Here is a 15,222-nt window from a genome sequence, read left to right as displayed (position 1 = left end):
TGCGCGGTCATTGACGCTGCACCAGCGGGATGCGGCCGCCGGAGGCGCTGGCGACGGCAGGCAGCGCGGCGTCGGTCCGGTGCCGGCCTTCGCTGGCGATCAGCGCCTCCCATTGCGCATCCAGTGCCGCCCAATCCTGCGCATGGTCCTGCGGCGGCCGCGTGGCCTCGCTGCGCTGCAGGTCCACCTGTCGATGCAGCAGATCGCGCACGCGCCGGTAGAACTCCGAGTCGTAGGCGCCACGGAACATCATCGCCAGGTCGTCGCTGTCCTGCCAATGGGTCTTGCGGCCGAGCTGGTTCTTCACTTGCTGGTAGAACTTGGTGCCCGGCAGCGGATACGACACGCTGACGCCGATGTCGTCCGGACGCGCCGTCGCCACCAGCGCCCGGGTGGCGAGGATGTCGTCGAGCTGCTCGTCCAGGTAGCCGAGCTGCAGGAAGAAACCGACGCGGATGCCTTGCGCGCCCAGGCGCTGGCGCGCGGCGATCACGTCCTCCACCGCGGTGCCCTTGGTCATCTTGTCCAGGATGCGCTGGCTGCCGCTTTCCGCGCCGATCCACGCTTCCGCGCAGCCGGCGCGGGCCAGCGCGGCGGCCATGCGTTCGCTGCCGAGATCGGCGCGGGTCTGGATGGTGAACGGAATCGAGCCATCGGCCGCGGCCAGCACCGCGGCGAAGTCTTCCACCCATTCGATGTGGAAGCCGAAGATGTCGTCGGCCATCCAGATATGGTCGGGGGCGAAGGTGCGCTTGAGGTGGATCATTTCCGCGGCGACTTCCGGCGCGCTGCGGCGCTTGTAGTGGTTGCCCCAGATCGGCTTGGCGCACCAGTTGCAGCGGAACGGGCAACCACGCGAGGCGGCCATGTTCAGGCTGAAGTAGCCGTGCCGTTGCAGCCACAGGCGCCGGTAGCGTCCGATATCGACCAGGTCCCAGGCGGCCAGGCCGGACAGGCGCGGATCCGGCGGCCGCGCGCCGATCTGCGCGCGCTTGAGCTGCGGCAGTGCGGCGGTGGCGACATCGGCCACGTCCGCCACCCAGGCCGTGGCATCGATGTCGGGCGTTCGCTGCAGTCGCTCGACCAGTTCCAGCAGCGGCGCGATGCCTTCACCGATCAGCACCGCGTGCGCGCCGGCGGCGAGAAACACCTCGGGATGATCGGATGCATCGGAGCCGGCCACGATCACCCGGCTGCCGCAGGCGCGCGCCTCGGCGATCATCCGGCACGCGGCCTCGCGCATCCGGCTCAGGCACATCTTGGTCAGGAAATTGAAGTTGTCCTCGTAGAACACCACCAGGTCCGGCTGCGCCGCGCGGACCGAGGCCGGGTAGTCCTCCACGCCGTCGGCCAGCATGGCGTCGAACAGCGCCACCTCGTGCCCGTGCCGGCGCAGCAGCGTGGCCACCTGCAGCGTCGCCAGCGGCGGATACGGCTTGCCGCGCTCCCATTGCTTGGGGTCGTAGCGCAGGAAGTAGGAATGGCTGACCTGGATCTTGGGCATCGGCGAAAGGGTCTCGTTCGGCGCCGACGACGGAGGCCGCGGCGCATGCAGCAGTGGCCGCGCGCAGGTGGCCGTGCCGTAAGTGCCGCCGGCGCGGCGTTTGGTTGTGCGCGCTGCGGATGCGCGTCGCCGGTCGCGCGCCTGCGCGCATCGCACGCGCACCGGGCAACCTTTCCCGCCGCTGCGCACACTCACGCAGCATCGACCAGACGGATCCATCCCGATGCAGCGTTCGACCGTGCGCACGCAACGTTGGCAACCTGCGGCCGGCACGGCCGCACCCCGAACAGGCATCGCCAGCGATCCCTTCCACGACCGGCTGCGGCGCGAGCACGCGCTCAGCAAGCAGCTGCTGGGCGGCCGTTTCCATTTCCAGAGCAACAGCGAGGCCTTGCTGCAGCTGGTCGAAGCGGCGTTCGGTGGCGTGCCGCCGCAGCAGTTGCCCGACGCCGCCGACTTCCGCATCGAACTGAACCTGGTCGCGCGCCAGGACGCGCCGTATGTCTTCGCGCTGGAGCCGCCGCCGGTGCGGACCCATTCCGGCGCCGGCGTGCTGTGCGGGGCCATCGACGCCGACAACTACATGGTGCTGATGCCGGACCAGGGCAGGGCGCTGATCGTGGTCTCGGAGGACATGCTCGCCCATCCCTACCATGTGCGCTACGAACTGATCGAGTTCGCGGTGTTCGTGCTGGCGGCGCGCACGATGCAGCTGGTTCCGCTGCACGGCGCCTGTGTCGGCGAAGACGGGCGCGGCGTGTTGTTGCTGGGCGCCAGCGGTTCGGGCAAGTCCACGCTGGCCCTGCACAGCCTGCTGCGCGGCCTGGATTTCCTTGCCGAGGATGCGATCTTCGTCGAACCGCAGCGCATGCTCGCCACCGGCATCGGCAACTTCCTGCACCTGCGGGCGGATCTGCTGCGGCTGGTCGACGAGCGGACACGCGCCTGGATCGTCGCTGCGCCGACCATCCGCCGCCGCAGTGGCGTAGCCAAGTACGAGGTCGATATCCGCGACGGTCGCGGCTGCCTTGCGCCCACGCCGCTGCAGCTTGTCGGCGCGGTTTTCGTCTCCGCCACGGTCGCTGCGGATCCGCAGCAGCTGTTGCAGCCCATCGCCGAGCGCGAGGTGCTCGAACGCCTCTGTGCCGACCAGCCTTACGCCGCCGCGCAGCCAGGCTGGTCGCTGTTCGCGCGCCAGCTGCAGCGGCTGGGCGTCCACGAACTGCAGCGCGGTGCGCATCCGGACGCTTCGGTCGATGCCGTGCGGCAGTTGCTGCGATGAGCGCGGCGGCGCAGAGTACACGTCGGCCATGAGCGAGGCATCGCGCGCAGGCGAGGGCATCTGCGTCCTTCTGGCGGGCGCGCGCGCAGGCGACGGCAGACGCAAGCCGCAGTGCGCCGCGCAGGCGCCATTCCCGGGTCGCCCACGATGACGGCGCGCGACCACGCCGCGCCCGACACGGCACGGCATCTGCTGCGCGCCTTCGTCGCCACACTGGATCGCAGCGAACGGGTGCGCATCTGTCTCTACGTCGCGCTGTCGCTGATCGCCGCGCTGGCCGGCGCCATCGCCACGGTGGCATTGGTACCGTTGGTACAGCCCGGACATGGGGTGAGCCTCGGCGGTCGCGTGCTCGCATTGCCCACCGGCGTCCTCGCCCAGGCCGCGATCTTCGCCGTCGCCAGCGCCGGCTTCGCATGGCTGCGCTGGGCGACCGCGCGGCTGGCCGCCGGCTTGGCCAGCCGCCATGCGCTGGGCCTGCGCCGCCACGTGCACGCGCGCCTGATCGACGCGCCGCTGGCGGCGCTCGCCGACGCCAGCTCGGCGGAAATCGCCAACGTGCTCACCTACAACATCGAGATCATCGTCCAGGGCTTCAGCGCCTTGCTGCAGCTGTTGGTCGCGGCCATCACCGCGGGCGTGAGCCTGGGCATCGCCTTCCTGGTGTCGCCGGCGCTGGTCCTGGCGCTGCCGCCGCTGCTGGGACTGGCGGTGCTGGCGTTCCGCATCTCCGGCCACGAACAGGCACGGGTCAGCCGCGAGTACGTGGCCGACATGACCCGCCTGTTCTGGCTCAGCGAGGATTTCCCGCGGCGCCTGCGCCATGTGCGTTCGTTCGAACGCGAAGAGCTGGAGAAACGCGGCTACGACGCGATCTCCAGCCGGCTCGGCCATGGCTATTGGCGGCAGCAGGCACTGGTCGCCTCCGGCCGGCTGCTGCTCGAACTCAGCGCCGTCGCCGCCATCGCCACGCTCATGCTGCTGGCCGGGCTGTGGCACGGCATCGATCGCGGCGCGCTGATCACCGTGGGGCTGCTGCTGGGCCGGCTGCTGCCGTATCTGGTGTCCACCCGGCAGAGCTTCCAGCAACTGCGGTCGGCGGCACCGGCGCTGGAGCTCTGGCAGCGCCATGTCGGCCTGGGGGCAACGACGGCGCGGCCGGCAGCGCCGCGCGCGAGCGCGTCCATGCCGGGTCCGCTGCGCATTCACGGCATCGGCCTGGCCGCGCCGCTGGCCGCGGTCGCGATCGGCGAACTGACGCTGGCGCCCGGCAGCATGACCCTGATCTGCGGACCCTCCGGTGCCGGCAAGAGCAGCCTGATGGACGTGCTCGCCGGCATGGTCGAACCGCGCGTCTTCGCCGCGCAGTGCGATGGGCGGGCGCTGGATTTCGCTGGGTACCGCGCCGTGGTCCGGCACGGCGCCTATGTCGCCCAGAGCGTGCGGCCTTGGCAGCACACGCTGCGCGACTGCCTGGCCTGGGCCGAACCGGACGCAAGCGAGGCCGCGATGTGGCGGGCACTGCGCGACGTCGGCCTGGCCGCACGGCTGCACGCTGCCGCGCACGGCCTGGACACGACCTTGAACAGCGCCTCCGCCAGACTTTCCGGCGGCGAGCTGCAACGCCTGCTGCTGGCGCAGGTGATCCTCAGACAGCCGCGGATCGCCTTGCTCGACGAAGCCACCAGCGCCCTCGATGCCGGCTCGGAACAGCAGGTGCTGTCGGCGCTGCGGCAGCGCCTGCCGCACACCGCGCTGGTCGTGGTATCGCATCGGACCAGCCTGTCCAGCGTGGCGGACCGCTGCCTGCACATCGCGCGCCCGACTTCCGCGCCGATGCCGATGGCGGAGCAGCTGCACTGAGCGGAGTTCGCATCGCGCGGTCTGCGACAGCGAGCGCGCTGAAGGGCGACGCGCCGCCGGCGACGTTGCCGCCACGCGCGGAACCGACGACTGTCCATTGCCTTTGCCGCGACGCACGCCTGCCGCTCGCCGAGCCGCCGTCATCCGCCGCGCAAGGTCCGCCCCAGGCAATGACGCGAGGCCGGGGCAGGGGCGACACCTAGGCGGCCAGGAGCGGCGTTCTGAACAACACGACGACCAGCAGTGCCCGCGAGCTGTTGAAATGGATCGCTTTGGTACGGATGACCGGCGATCACCTGGCCAAAGTGCTGGCGCATGGCTATCTCCCGATCGTGTCCGAACTCGGGCGCGTCGCCTTCCCGCTGTTCGCCCTGGTGCTGGCCTAGCACCTGGCCCAGCCCGGCGCCGACCCGCTCAAGTCCGTGCGCAGGCTGCTGCTGTGGGGAATCCTGGCGCAGCCGGCGTTCGGACTTGCGTTCGGCTACTGGGTGCCGTTCAACGTGCTGCTGAGCTTCGCCCTGGTCGCGGCGGCGATCTGAAGCATCCAGCAACGGCAATGGACCTTGTTCGGCATGTGCGCGCTGGCGGCACCGCCACTGGTGGACTACCACCGGGCTGGATTGATCCTGGCGCTGGCGGTCTGGTGGCTGTTCCGTTTGCGCGCAGTGCCGCACGAGTCGCGCCAGGCCTCCACACGTCACGGCTTGCGGTCCCTGCTCCAACGCCGCCATGCGCGCATCGCCTTGCTCGTCGTGGCGTGCGCGCCGCTGTGCTGGTGGAACGGCAACGGCTCGGCCTTGCTGGCATTGCCGCTGGTGGCACTGCTGGCAAACCGCCACTTCCCCATTCCGCGAACGCGTTGGGCGTTCTACATCTACTACGTGGGGCATCTGGCCCTGCTGGCGATAGCGGCGCGCACGCTGGCCGCGCATGCCGTCTGAGGATTCGTTCGCTGCTTCGAAGTGGCTGAGCGCAAATCCCGGTGCTCGCAAATGCATCGGTGTAAGATACGCCCGAACCATGCGGCGGCGTGTCCAGCGGACTGGCGGTAAGATTGATCGCGGCCGATGAGACCGGCCAAGCCTCGCAGGCTCCACAACCGGACAGACTCATTGACTGCCAAGCGCCAGGCCGGCCCAACCGGCAATACCCGTTCAGAGTGGCTTGCCATCGAGCGAGCCGCGACAGCAGAACTGCAGCGCCGTATCTCCGAGGCGCACGCAACGATCCTTGAATTGCTTCAGCACCATGCTCAGGATTTCAGCCCGAGACAGATCGCCGGGCTGAGGCGACGATTGCGCTTGGGTCGTTGAGCGCATGTCGGCAATGCCGCTCCGGCTTATCCGAGCGCCGAGAGCACAGCATGCGACAGGCGCTCCAGGCCCTCGTGCAGCAATGCATCGGGCGTGGTCAATAACGCCTGGGCCAGGATATTGCCACGCATGTTGATCTGTGTGGAGAGCGCATCGTCTGTCCAAAATTTGCGCAATGCCACGGTCGCGGTGAGCATTGCATGGTTGTTGCCGCGGAAGGTGCCGGTGTGCTCTCCGGAAAGCCAGCTGTCGTGGATAAGCTCGTGCTTGGCCTGCGAGTGCAGATCCAGCGACATCGCCGAGCCGCCATCGCGCAGGTAGGCCACAAGTGCGTCGGTCATGTCCGGTTTAAGGCGATGCCGGGCCGGCGTCTTGACCGACCGTGACGTGCGTTTGTCTGCGGCGTAATCGGTTGGCCTGCCGCGATGTGCGGATATGTGCGCCGTATTGTGGTCATTTTTGCGCGTTAGGATCGTACGATGCAGACCCCGACATGCCTGGACGACATTCAAGCCTTGGCGCGTAGCCGGGTGCCGCGCATGTTCTATGACTATGCGGCCACCGGTAGCTGGTCGCAATCGACTGTGCAGGCCAATCGCCGCGATTTCGATGCGCTTGCGCTGCGCCAGCGCATCGGCTGCGATGTTTCGCTGCGCAGTACGGCGACACTCATGCTCGGGCGCCCGGTGGCGATGCCGGTTGCGCTGGCGCCGACCGGGCTGGCCGGCCTGATCCGCGCCGATGGCGAGATTCTCGGCGCGCGCGCGGCCGAAGCGTTCGGCGTGCCGTTCGTCTTGTCGACGATGAGCATCTGCTCGCTGGAACACGTCTGCGCGAGTGTCCGCAAGCCTTGCTGGTTCCAGCTCTATCCGTTGCGTGATCGAGGCATCGTCGCGGCGTTGATCGAGCGTGCGGCCCATGCCGGTTGCGGCGCGTTGGTGGTGACGATGGATGTGCCGTTCCTGGGCCAGCGCCACGCCGATCTTCGCAATGGGCTTAGCGTGCCACCGCGCTTGCGGCCCGGTGTGCTGCTGGATTTCCTGAGCCATCCGCGCTGGGCACTGGGAATGCTGCGTACGCGCCGCCGTTGCTTCGGCAATCTGCTCGACTACGCGCCTGATCGATGCGATCTGCAGACACTTGCGGAGTGGACCGCTCAGCAGTTCGACGCCAGCCTGGGCTGGGACGACCTGGCTTGGATCAGAAGCCGCTGGCATGGGACTCTGGTGGTGAAGGGCGTGCTCGATGCGGAAGATGCGCGGCAGGCATTGGAGGCCGGAGCCGACGCGTTGGTGGTCAGCAATCACGGAGGACGCCAACTCGATGGAGCCGTTTCGAGCCTTCGGGCCCTGCCTGCAATCGCCGAGCTCGCTGCCGGCCGCGCCGAAGTGCACATGGACAGCGGTATCCGCTGTGGTCAGGATGTGCTCAAGGCGCTGGCACTGGGGGCGTGCGGTACCTATATCGGTCGTGCTTGGCTGTATGGGCTCGGCGCGCTGGGCGAGCAGGGCGTGGCGCGGGTTTTAACCTTGATCCAGCGCGAACTGGAATTGACGATGGCCTTGTGCGGACGCACCCGGATCGCAGAGATCGATCGTTCGCTGGTGCTGGATTGATCGCGTACGGCCGAGCGCTGTCAGCTTGCAGGGTGCTCAACAACCGCGTCTCCATCCCGGAATCTCGCGGCGTGTGTGCTTGCTCTGCTTGAATGCGCCGCAACCGGGGAGTGACGGGGCGCACGGGTCTATTGCGGAAGGTTGGGCCCCAACTGGCGCATGCCATCGGCAGCATGCAGCCGATGGCGCACGAATCGCGCGAACCGCGCGATGCCTTCGGCAATCCTGTCGGTTGCCACGTTGCTGTAGGCAAGGCGCACTTGCTGACGGCAACTGCCATCGATCGCGAAGAAGCACAGCGGCATCACCAGCACGCCGTAATCGCGTGCGCAACACGCGGCTTCTTCGGCGGCCAACACGAACGGCAGCGTGACGACCAGGAAGAAGCCGCCTGCCGGGACGTTCCAGTGGATCTGCGGGGCCATCTCGCCCAGTTCGTGCGTCAGGCATTCCAGCATGCGGTCGCGATTGCGCCGGTACAGGGCGCGCGGGGCCTGGATCAATGCCGCTAGGCTGCCGCCGTGTTCGATCAGCACTCCGCCGACGATGGCCTGCGTGAGCTGGCTGGTGTTGAGCGTTCCGAAACTTTTGCGCCGTGTCAGAGCCTTGTGCAAGGCGCATGCCGCTGCCGCACTGCCCAATAGCGTCGGTGGCAACAACAGGAAGCCCACGCGCAGGCCCGGGCACAGCGTCTTGGAGTAGGTGCCCAGATAGATGACGCAACCGTGGCTGTCCAATGCGCGCATCGTGGGTACGCGCTGCGCTTCGAACGCAAACAGCCCGTAGGGATTGTCTTCCAGGATGAGGATGCCGTGCGCGGCGCACAGTGCCATGATCGCCTCGCGCTGATCGCATGGCAGCACCGTTCCAGTCGGGTTGTCGAAATCCGGCACCAGATAGAGAAGACGCGCGCGCTTCCCGGCGGCTTCCAATGACTCCAGCGTCTCGGCCAGCGCCTCGGCGTCGGCGCGGCTGCCGCGATTGAACGCGGCGACGGCAATGCCGTGGCTGTCGGCGACTCCGGTGATGCCGATATACGCTGGATTGCGTACCAGGACAACATCGTTCGGCTGTCGGCACAGTTCGGTGACGCACAAGTGCAGCGCTTCCTGGCAGCCGGCCGTGATCAGCATACGATCGGTGCTGGCCGGTACGCCTTCGTCCACGGCCAGCTGGGCCACGACCAGATCGTCAACGATGCCCTGGGTGGTTCCGTACTGCGCGATCAGATCGAGCGCAGCTGTCTGGCCGATGTGGTGACGCTGCGCCAGGTGCGTGGCAAAGCGCGGGACGGCGCGCATCCAGGCTTGTAGATCGAAGCAGCTGTCGGTCGGACGTCCTGAAACGAACGAAATGGCGTTGGGATGCCGTGAAGAAACCTCGTTGAGAAAGGTCATCACCTCCAGGCGATCGCCGCCGGCTGCTTGGGTGGAGGCGTTTGTGCCTGGCATCGCCTGGCTCCTGACGTGCGAGATGTTCGGTCAATAGGCGCCACTGCGCTCCAATTGCGCGAACAACTCGTTGACAGACGCATCTTGGAAACCTGTTTCGCCATTGCGTTCGATGAATTCGAAGCTCAGGCCGGTTGCCTCGTCGCGACTGGAAAAGATTTGCCGCAGCCCCTGACCTTCGATCACATTGGTGTCGAACGCCAGGCCGCGCCCGCGCAGTTGCCTGGCGGCGGCATGGGCATCGTCGACACCCAGGGCGATATGGGCGACGCCCACGCCGTAGTGCTCGATCAGGCGCGACACCTGCGATTGCGGTTCTGTGCCCTGGCACAGTACGAACATGAGGTCGCCATGCTGCATCTCAGCAGAGAGCATGCCGGTTGTGCTGCCGCTGATGTGGCGTCGGCCTGTCAACTCGAAACCGAGTTGGTCGCGGAACAGCGCGATCGCTGCTTCGAGATCGTCTACAGCCAGTGCGATGTGGTCGATTTTGTTGTATCGCGGTGCAGTATCGGGTTGTTGGGCAACATTGGTCATCGAACGCTCCGTATACCATCTGGAAGGACGCTGCTTTACCGACAAAAGTCCCATCTCGGCAAGCGCGTGTGCGCTGACCCCGAAGGTGAGTCCGTCTGCATCGGCGCAGGTGCGGATTTAAGGCGCATGCAGCGCTCATAACAAAGATTCAAGATAATATTGGAATAAGAAAACGCTGTGACATGCGCGCGGCCACGTGTCGAATCCGAGACCGCGGTTCAAGAATTTATCTGAATTTACATTGAATTTATGAGCATCTTCATTGGTGAATATTTGCATGGGGAATTTTCATTGACTGATTCGCACCCCTGATATTTTCGATCAATCAAATGCAAATAATTATTTTCAATAAATTTTATTGATGAAAAAACCGTTGCCGCGATTTTGTTTGTTGATATTGTAACAAAAGGGAAGCAGTGCGTGCCTAGCATGCCGTGCCCACAACCTGATTCCTGAGGGCCGGATGGGATGAATAAGTCATGCCGAGCACAGATGGAACTTTCACGTTGCGCACCGGATGTGCAGTCTGCGTCATCGTTGGATATATTGAATTCTTTTTCCACCTCGCAAGTTCACCCTGGCGAGCGTGTGCCTCGCTGGCTTGAGTGGATGGCACGCTCGATCGGTGCGGACTTCGACGACACGCCCGGGCGGCACGGGTTTTCCTTGATTGCCTCTCAGTCGGCGTTTCAGGGATCTGTCAACCAATTGCACCTGGGCGCTTTACACGTCTGCAAGGTGTCAGCCAGCGGGCACGAGCTCAAGCTGACCCGCGGCGGCAACGTCGAGCGTCGACCCCACACCCTTATCGCACTGCAGTGCAAGGGCACGAGCAGATTGGTGCACGATGGCATGCCTTTGGAGTTGCGGGCCGGCGAGATGGCGGTGCTGTCGATCCAGCGGGATTTGGGTATCGTCAATCAAGCCGGTGTCGAACAGCATTTCATCTGGTTCGAGAAGCAGCGGCATGCGACCAGGATGGTGGATGGAGTGGTCTCGCATCGGCGCTGTGGGCCGGCGCCGATGCAGCGCCTGGCATTCAGTTTCGTGGAACGCCTGTTCAATGAACCTGATCTATGCAATCCGGAGAGCGGGCAATTCTTTGCGCAAGCGATGATCAAATTGCTGGAGCTTGCTTTCAAGGAAGCCGCAGTGGCAAAGTCTCATGTAGAAACCAGTCGCCCCTCGCGCGAGATGGTGTTGCAGTTCGTAGAGCGCAATCTGCGCGACCCGGAGTTGTCACCGGATACCATCTCGCGCGCCCTCGGGTGGAGCAAACGCACGGTTTACCGCGCATTCAAAGGCGGCAACGGCGAGAGTTTGAATGGCTACCTGTGGCGACGAAGGATAGAACAGTGTGCACAGGAGCTGCGCGGCCCCAGCAATTTGAGCATCACTGGCATCGCCTATTCTTTCGGTTTCAGCAGCTGCCCGCATTTCAGTCGCCTATTCAAGCAACAAATGGGCGCGTCGCCGCTGCGGTATCGTCGGGGCGATTATTGATCCGCTGGCGCCAGTCGCGGTCGATAGCGAATAGAGCCGCCCCGGCCAGCATGCGCGTCATATCGGCAAGATCGTCCGACGCGCAATGCGTTTGCCAGAGGCGCTCGTTGCATGGCCGCCACATTGCGCATGGGCGCATTGTTCGGACCGGCATTGCACTCGTTCGGTGTGGCGGCATGCCATGTGCATCTGCGGCCGCGTTGAGGGAAATCTTGCGCGGCAGGCATTGCCGGTGAGCTGTGCCGCGCTCTCCGGCGGCCGTGCGCGTATGCGCATCGAAGAACCTCATGTGGAGTAGTCCTCGCGGTCGCTGGTCGTGATCGCGACGATGTACGCCAGCAGGCGCGATTGATTGGCAAGGTCGAGCTGGACATGCACGACCGCCTGCGCCACCTGCGGGTGGGTGCCGAGGACGGCCTCGCTCTCGCCTGGTTCGATGCGGAAGCCGCGCAGCTTCAGTTGTGCGTCGGCGCGCCCGAGGAAATCCAGGCTGCCATCTTCCCGCCAGCGGGCCAGGTCGCCCGTACGATACATGCGCTCGCCAGGTGCGGTGGCATGCGGATCCGGCACAAACCGTTCGGCGGTCGCGCCGGGGCGCCCGACGTAGCCCTGGGTCAGGCCGGCCGCGGTGCCTGTTGTCCGGTATCGCCCAGTTGGCGCAGCGCCTGCTGCAAGGGCCGGCGTGCATGACGCATGGCCGGTCGCAGCGCGGCGGCCACGCCACACATGGCTGCGGCGATCTCCGCGTGCGGCGACACGGCGAGGTAGAGCGGCAATTGCGTGGACAGCATGCCGAACATGGCGCGTTCGGCGGCGTTGTGGCGATTGTGCACGGTCATGCCCAGGGCGAGCGGCGCCTGGTGGTTGTTCAAGCGGGCCAGGCAGCTGGTTACACAGGCCACGATGCGCAGGGCGTCGTGGCGGGCGATCACCGCCGCGACGGCCTGTTCCCAGGCGTCGCGGAGCAGGTGCCGTCGAAGCTCATCACGCAGCCGATGGTGTAGCTGGGCCGGTCCGGGGCGAACAGCTGACCGAGCCAGATGTCCTGCTGGGCCGAACTGAGTGGCTGCACGGCATCGATGACAGGCGGGACGAGGTCGAAAGGGGTCATGCAATCACCGTCGTGTCCGGCGGAAGCGGCGCAGAGGGAGCGGATGCACGCGCGTTGCCGAGCATGCTGGATGTCCACCACTGCGCCAGGGTCTGGCTGTGCGGTTTGGCGAGCACGGTCATGTGGTTGCCGGGCCCGTGCCACGGATGCAGGTCGGCGGCATGGGCGGCCCAGGCCTGGCGCAGCTGCAGGCGCTCGGCGGCCTGTTGCTCGGGCTGCAGCCGGGTGTCGGCGACCAGGACCAGATGCAAGGTGCCTGGGTAGGGCCTGACGGGGATGTAGGAGGTACGGCAGCAATGCGCAAAGGTGGCCAGGCTGCCGCGTACCGCATCGGGCCGCGAGCGTGGTGGCATCAGACCATGCTCGACCATGAGTCGATGCAGGGCCCGGATCAGCGCGTCCTGGCCGAGTCGGTGCAGGGCCTGACGATCGATGCCCAAGGGGACGTGCAGACGCAGCTGCAAGGCATCGAGGAAGTAGTCCACGATGGTGTCGCGGCTGGAGTCCTGCGGGACGCGGGCGCGGTTCGGGGGGCGGGTGTCGATCAGGGTCAGGCTGGCGGCCGGGCGGCCTAGGGCATGCAGACGCAGCGCCATCTCGTACACGACCCAGCCGCCGAAGGAATGGCCAATCAGATGCAGTTGCGAGGCACCGGCGGTGACGGCGGGCAAGGCATCGAGATAGTGCTGCGCGGCCAGTTCGACCGAGCCGAACGGCGGGCGACTGCCATCGGTGCCGCGTGGTTGCATGCCGATGACGTTGCAGGCATCGCCGAGGGCGCTGCTCAGATCGACGAAGCTGGTCACGCTATCGCCCGCGCCTGGGACGCAGACGACGACTGGAGCATGCGAATGCGCCGATTGCAGCGCGAAGGCCGGTTCGTCGCGGTATCCGGAGGATTCGGGGCCGCGGGAGGCCATGGCCGTCGCAACGAGCTGGCCAAGGCGTGGCAGATGTTCGGCTTCGATCAGCGAAACGTGATTGCCGGGCACGGCAACCGGTCGCACCTGGCTCACCGGCAATAAGCGTGTCCAACCCAGCGTCACGTCGTCCGGCAACGGCTCGGAGGCATAGAACACGGTGAGCGGGCAATGCTGCGCAAGCGGCTGCACCCAATACGTGGGCCACATGCGTTCGAAAGTCGCGGTCATGCGGCCTGTGGCGATGACCTCGGCCAGGCTGGTCTGTTCCTGGGCGGCAAGAGCGTTCAGGATCATATCCTCGGACGCGTGCTTGGCCAGCTCCTGCAGCGATGCCTGCTCCGCTTTCGCGAGCAGATCGCGGAAGGCGGCATGGATGGCTTCATCGCGATACGGGCCGTGTTCCAGCATGGTCTCGACGCGCTCGAGCAGACGCCGTTTGGCGGCCTCCTCCCATGGCAACGGATCCGGTGCGCGGTCGGGGCAGTCGCAATCGAGCAGGCCCAGGAAGGCGACGGGCTGGTCGTGCATGCCGAAGTGCTGGGCGATGGCATAGGCAAGCAAGCCGCCGGAGGAGTAGCCGAGCAGGTGGTAGGGACCATGCGGTTGCACCGCCTGGATCATCTTGGCCATCTGCACGGCAAGCGCCTCCAACGTGGCCGGTAACGGATCGGGCCAGGGCAGGGCATAGACCGGGATGTCCGTATCGAGATGGGCAGCCAGTTCGAATGCATAAGCGATATCGGCAATGCCGGTCGGCACCACGAACAACGGTGGCCGTGTGCCCTGGCGGCGCACGGCCAGGGCGCGCGTGCCCCAGCGATGCGCGCCGCCAGGCAGGCAGTCGGCCTGCGTGCGCAGGGTCGGATGCGCGTACAACAGACTCGGCGTCAGCGGCAGACCGCGGCGGTGGGCGGCGGCCATCAATCGCATGGCCGACAGCGAGTGCGCGCCCAGTTCGAAGAAGTGATCGTCGCGGCCGATGCGCTGCGGGCCCAGCACGCTGGCCCAAAGTCTGGCCAGACTGCGCTCGATTTCATTGGCCGGCGGCAGACAGCCGCCACGCACGATCGCTGTGGCATCGGGTGCCGGCAGTGCGCGGCGATCGAGCTTGCCGTTGGCGCTCAACGGCAGTGCATCGATTCGCACATGGGCAGTCGGCGGCATCACCTCGGGCAGACCTGCGGCCAGCGCGTCGCGCAGTGCCAGTGGATCGGCGTGCTGGGGCTGGTCGGTGACCTGGGAGGCGACCAGATGCGGCTCGCCGGCAGCGTCCTGGCGTAGCAGCACGGTCGCCTCATGCACGCCAGCGCAGCCGCGCAAGGCGATTTCGATTTCGCCAAACTCGATACGCACGCCGCGCAGCTTGATCTGCTCGTCATTGCGACCGAGGTAGTCCAATGCGCCATCGACGCGCCAGCGCGCCAGATCGCCAGTGCGGCACATGCGCTGGCCGGGCTGGTCGGCGAACGGATCGGGCACGAAGCGTTCGGCGGTCACGGCGGGGCGGTGCAGATAGCCCTGCGCCAGCTGCGCACCGGCCAGATGCAGTTCGCCGGCCACGCCGATCGGCGTCGGCTGGCCGTGGCGGTCGAGCGCATGGAGCCGGGTATTGGCCAGCGGCCGGCCGATCGGCACGCGCTGGCCTGGAGCCGGCGCATGCTGCAACGCCAGCGCGGTGACGAACTGGGTGCTCTCGGTGGGGCCATAGGTCTGCAGCACGGTGGCCTGGCCGCCCTGCTGCAGCCAGTCGCTCAGCATGCCCTGCGTAGGTACCTGGAAGCGCAGCGCCACGGTGTTGACGAACAGCCCGATCAACGGTTCGATCTCGCTGCGCGTGCGGCCGGCGACGGCGGTGCCGATGACCAGGTCCCGCTCGCCGCTGAGCCGCGACAGCAGCAGCGCCCACGCCGCCAGCAGCACGCTGAACAGCGAACAGCGATGGGATCGGGCCAACGCCAGCAACGCCCGTGCCACGGGCTCCGGCGGAACGAACGCGATGCGACCAGACAGGTGCGCAGCACTTCGTGGCGCTGCACGATCCGGTCGAGCGCGGTGCGCAAGGCGCCTTCGTCCAGCCTGCCGTGCAGTCGCAGTCCGCCCGCCAGGTGATAGGCGGTGC

12 protein-coding genes and 1 pseudogene are annotated in these 15,222 nt (G+C 66.5%); 5 read left to right on the top strand and 8 right to left on the bottom strand.

The genetic code is table 11. The annotated features are described in order from the left end of the window. Positions 1-7: 7 nt before the first annotated feature. Positions 8-1,504 carry a B12-binding domain-containing radical SAM protein gene (locus NRY95_11190; GenBank protein ID UYC14326.1) on the bottom strand — a complete coding sequence of 499 codons (1,497 nt, stop codon included), beginning with the start codon at positions 1,502-1,504 and terminating at the stop codon, positions 8-10. Positions 1,505-1,727: 223 nt separating this feature from the next. On the opposite strand from NRY95_11190, the gene NRY95_11185 reads away from it, so the two are divergent. From NRY95_11185 to NRY95_11175, 3 genes and pseudogenes are all read left to right on the top strand, one after another. Then, positions 1,728-2,786, top strand: a complete 1,059-nt coding sequence (locus NRY95_11185) for a serine kinase (GenBank protein UYC14325.1) — start codon at positions 1,728-1,730, stop codon at positions 2,784-2,786. Between the two features lie 147 nt (positions 2,787-2,933). Further along, on the top strand, positions 2,934-4,649 hold the full coding sequence (locus tag NRY95_11180; protein UYC14324.1) for an ABC transporter ATP-binding protein/permease: 1,716 nt from the start codon (positions 2,934-2,936) through the stop codon (positions 4,647-4,649). Between the two features lie 281 nt (positions 4,650-4,930). Beyond that, a pseudogene (locus NRY95_11175) lies at positions 4,931-5,590 on the top strand (TraX family protein). Positions 5,591-5,988: 398 nt separating this feature from the next. Here NRY95_11175 and NRY95_11170 read toward each other — a convergent pair. Continuing rightward, the gene (locus NRY95_11170) at positions 5,989-6,303 is read right to left on the bottom strand and encodes a hypothetical protein (protein ID UYC14323.1); all 315 of its coding nucleotides are present in this window, start codon (positions 6,301-6,303) and stop codon (positions 5,989-5,991) included. A gap of 138 nt (positions 6,304-6,441) precedes the next feature. Between NRY95_11170 and NRY95_11165 the strand changes: the two genes are divergently transcribed. After that, on the top strand, positions 6,442-7,578 hold the full coding sequence (locus NRY95_11165; GenBank protein UYC14322.1) for an alpha-hydroxy-acid oxidizing protein: 1,137 nt from the start codon (positions 6,442-6,444) through the stop codon (positions 7,576-7,578). Positions 7,579-7,706: 128 nt separating this feature from the next. Here NRY95_11165 and NRY95_11160 read toward each other — a convergent pair whose 3' ends face one another. Together NRY95_11160 and NRY95_11155 are read right to left on the bottom strand one after the other, a co-directional pair. Beyond that, entirely contained in the window at positions 7,707-9,029 is a 1,323-nt protein-coding gene (locus NRY95_11160) for a PLP-dependent aminotransferase family protein (protein ID UYC14321.1), read from the bottom strand. A gap of 30 nt (positions 9,030-9,059) precedes the next feature. Continuing rightward, a complete protein-coding gene (locus tag NRY95_11155) occupies positions 9,060-9,566 on the bottom strand; it encodes a VOC family protein (GenBank protein ID UYC14320.1) in 507 nt (168 codons plus the stop codon). 609 nt (positions 9,567-10,175) lie between these two features. Between NRY95_11155 and NRY95_11150 the strand changes: the two genes are divergently transcribed. Further along, positions 10,176-11,069 carry a helix-turn-helix domain-containing protein gene (locus NRY95_11150; GenBank protein ID UYC14319.1) on the top strand — a complete coding sequence of 298 codons (894 nt, stop codon included), beginning with the start codon at positions 10,176-10,178 and terminating at the stop codon, positions 11,067-11,069. Positions 11,070-11,354: 285 nt separating this feature from the next. Here the strand turns inward: NRY95_11150 and NRY95_11145 are convergent, their stop codons facing one another. From NRY95_11145 to NRY95_11130, 4 genes are read right to left on the bottom strand one after another with little or no spacing between them, the layout of a single operon-like run. Next, on the bottom strand, positions 11,355-11,639 hold the full coding sequence (locus tag NRY95_11145; protein ID UYC14318.1) for an AMP-binding protein: 285 nt from the start codon (positions 11,637-11,639) through the stop codon (positions 11,355-11,357). A gap of 44 nt (positions 11,640-11,683) precedes the next feature. Continuing rightward, positions 11,684-12,001 (bottom strand): hypothetical protein, encoded by a 318-nt coding sequence (locus tag NRY95_11140; GenBank protein UYC14317.1) that lies wholly within the window; start codon positions 11,999-12,001, stop codon positions 11,684-11,686. After that, positions 11,998-12,180 carry a hypothetical protein gene (locus NRY95_11135; GenBank protein ID UYC14316.1) on the bottom strand — a complete coding sequence of 61 codons (183 nt, stop codon included), beginning with the start codon at positions 12,178-12,180 and terminating at the stop codon, positions 11,998-12,000. Before NRY95_11135 ends, NRY95_11140 begins: the two co-directional genes overlap by 4 nt. Further along, the gene (locus NRY95_11130; protein ID UYC14315.1) at positions 12,177-15,077 is read right to left on the bottom strand and encodes an alpha/beta fold hydrolase; all 2,901 of its coding nucleotides are present in this window, start codon (positions 15,075-15,077) and stop codon (positions 12,177-12,179) included. Before NRY95_11130 ends, NRY95_11135 begins: the two co-directional genes overlap by 4 nt. Positions 15,078-15,222: the final 145 nt, after the last annotated feature.

Origin of the sequence: Xanthomonas campestris pv. phormiicola (assembly GCA_025666215.1) — a bacterium.
GTDB lineage: Bacteria > Pseudomonadota > Gammaproteobacteria > Xanthomonadales > Xanthomonadaceae > Xanthomonas_A > Xanthomonas_A campestris_A.
The sequence above is the reverse complement of the archived record's forward strand: the minus strand, read 5'-3'. Positions and strand labels throughout refer to the sequence as shown.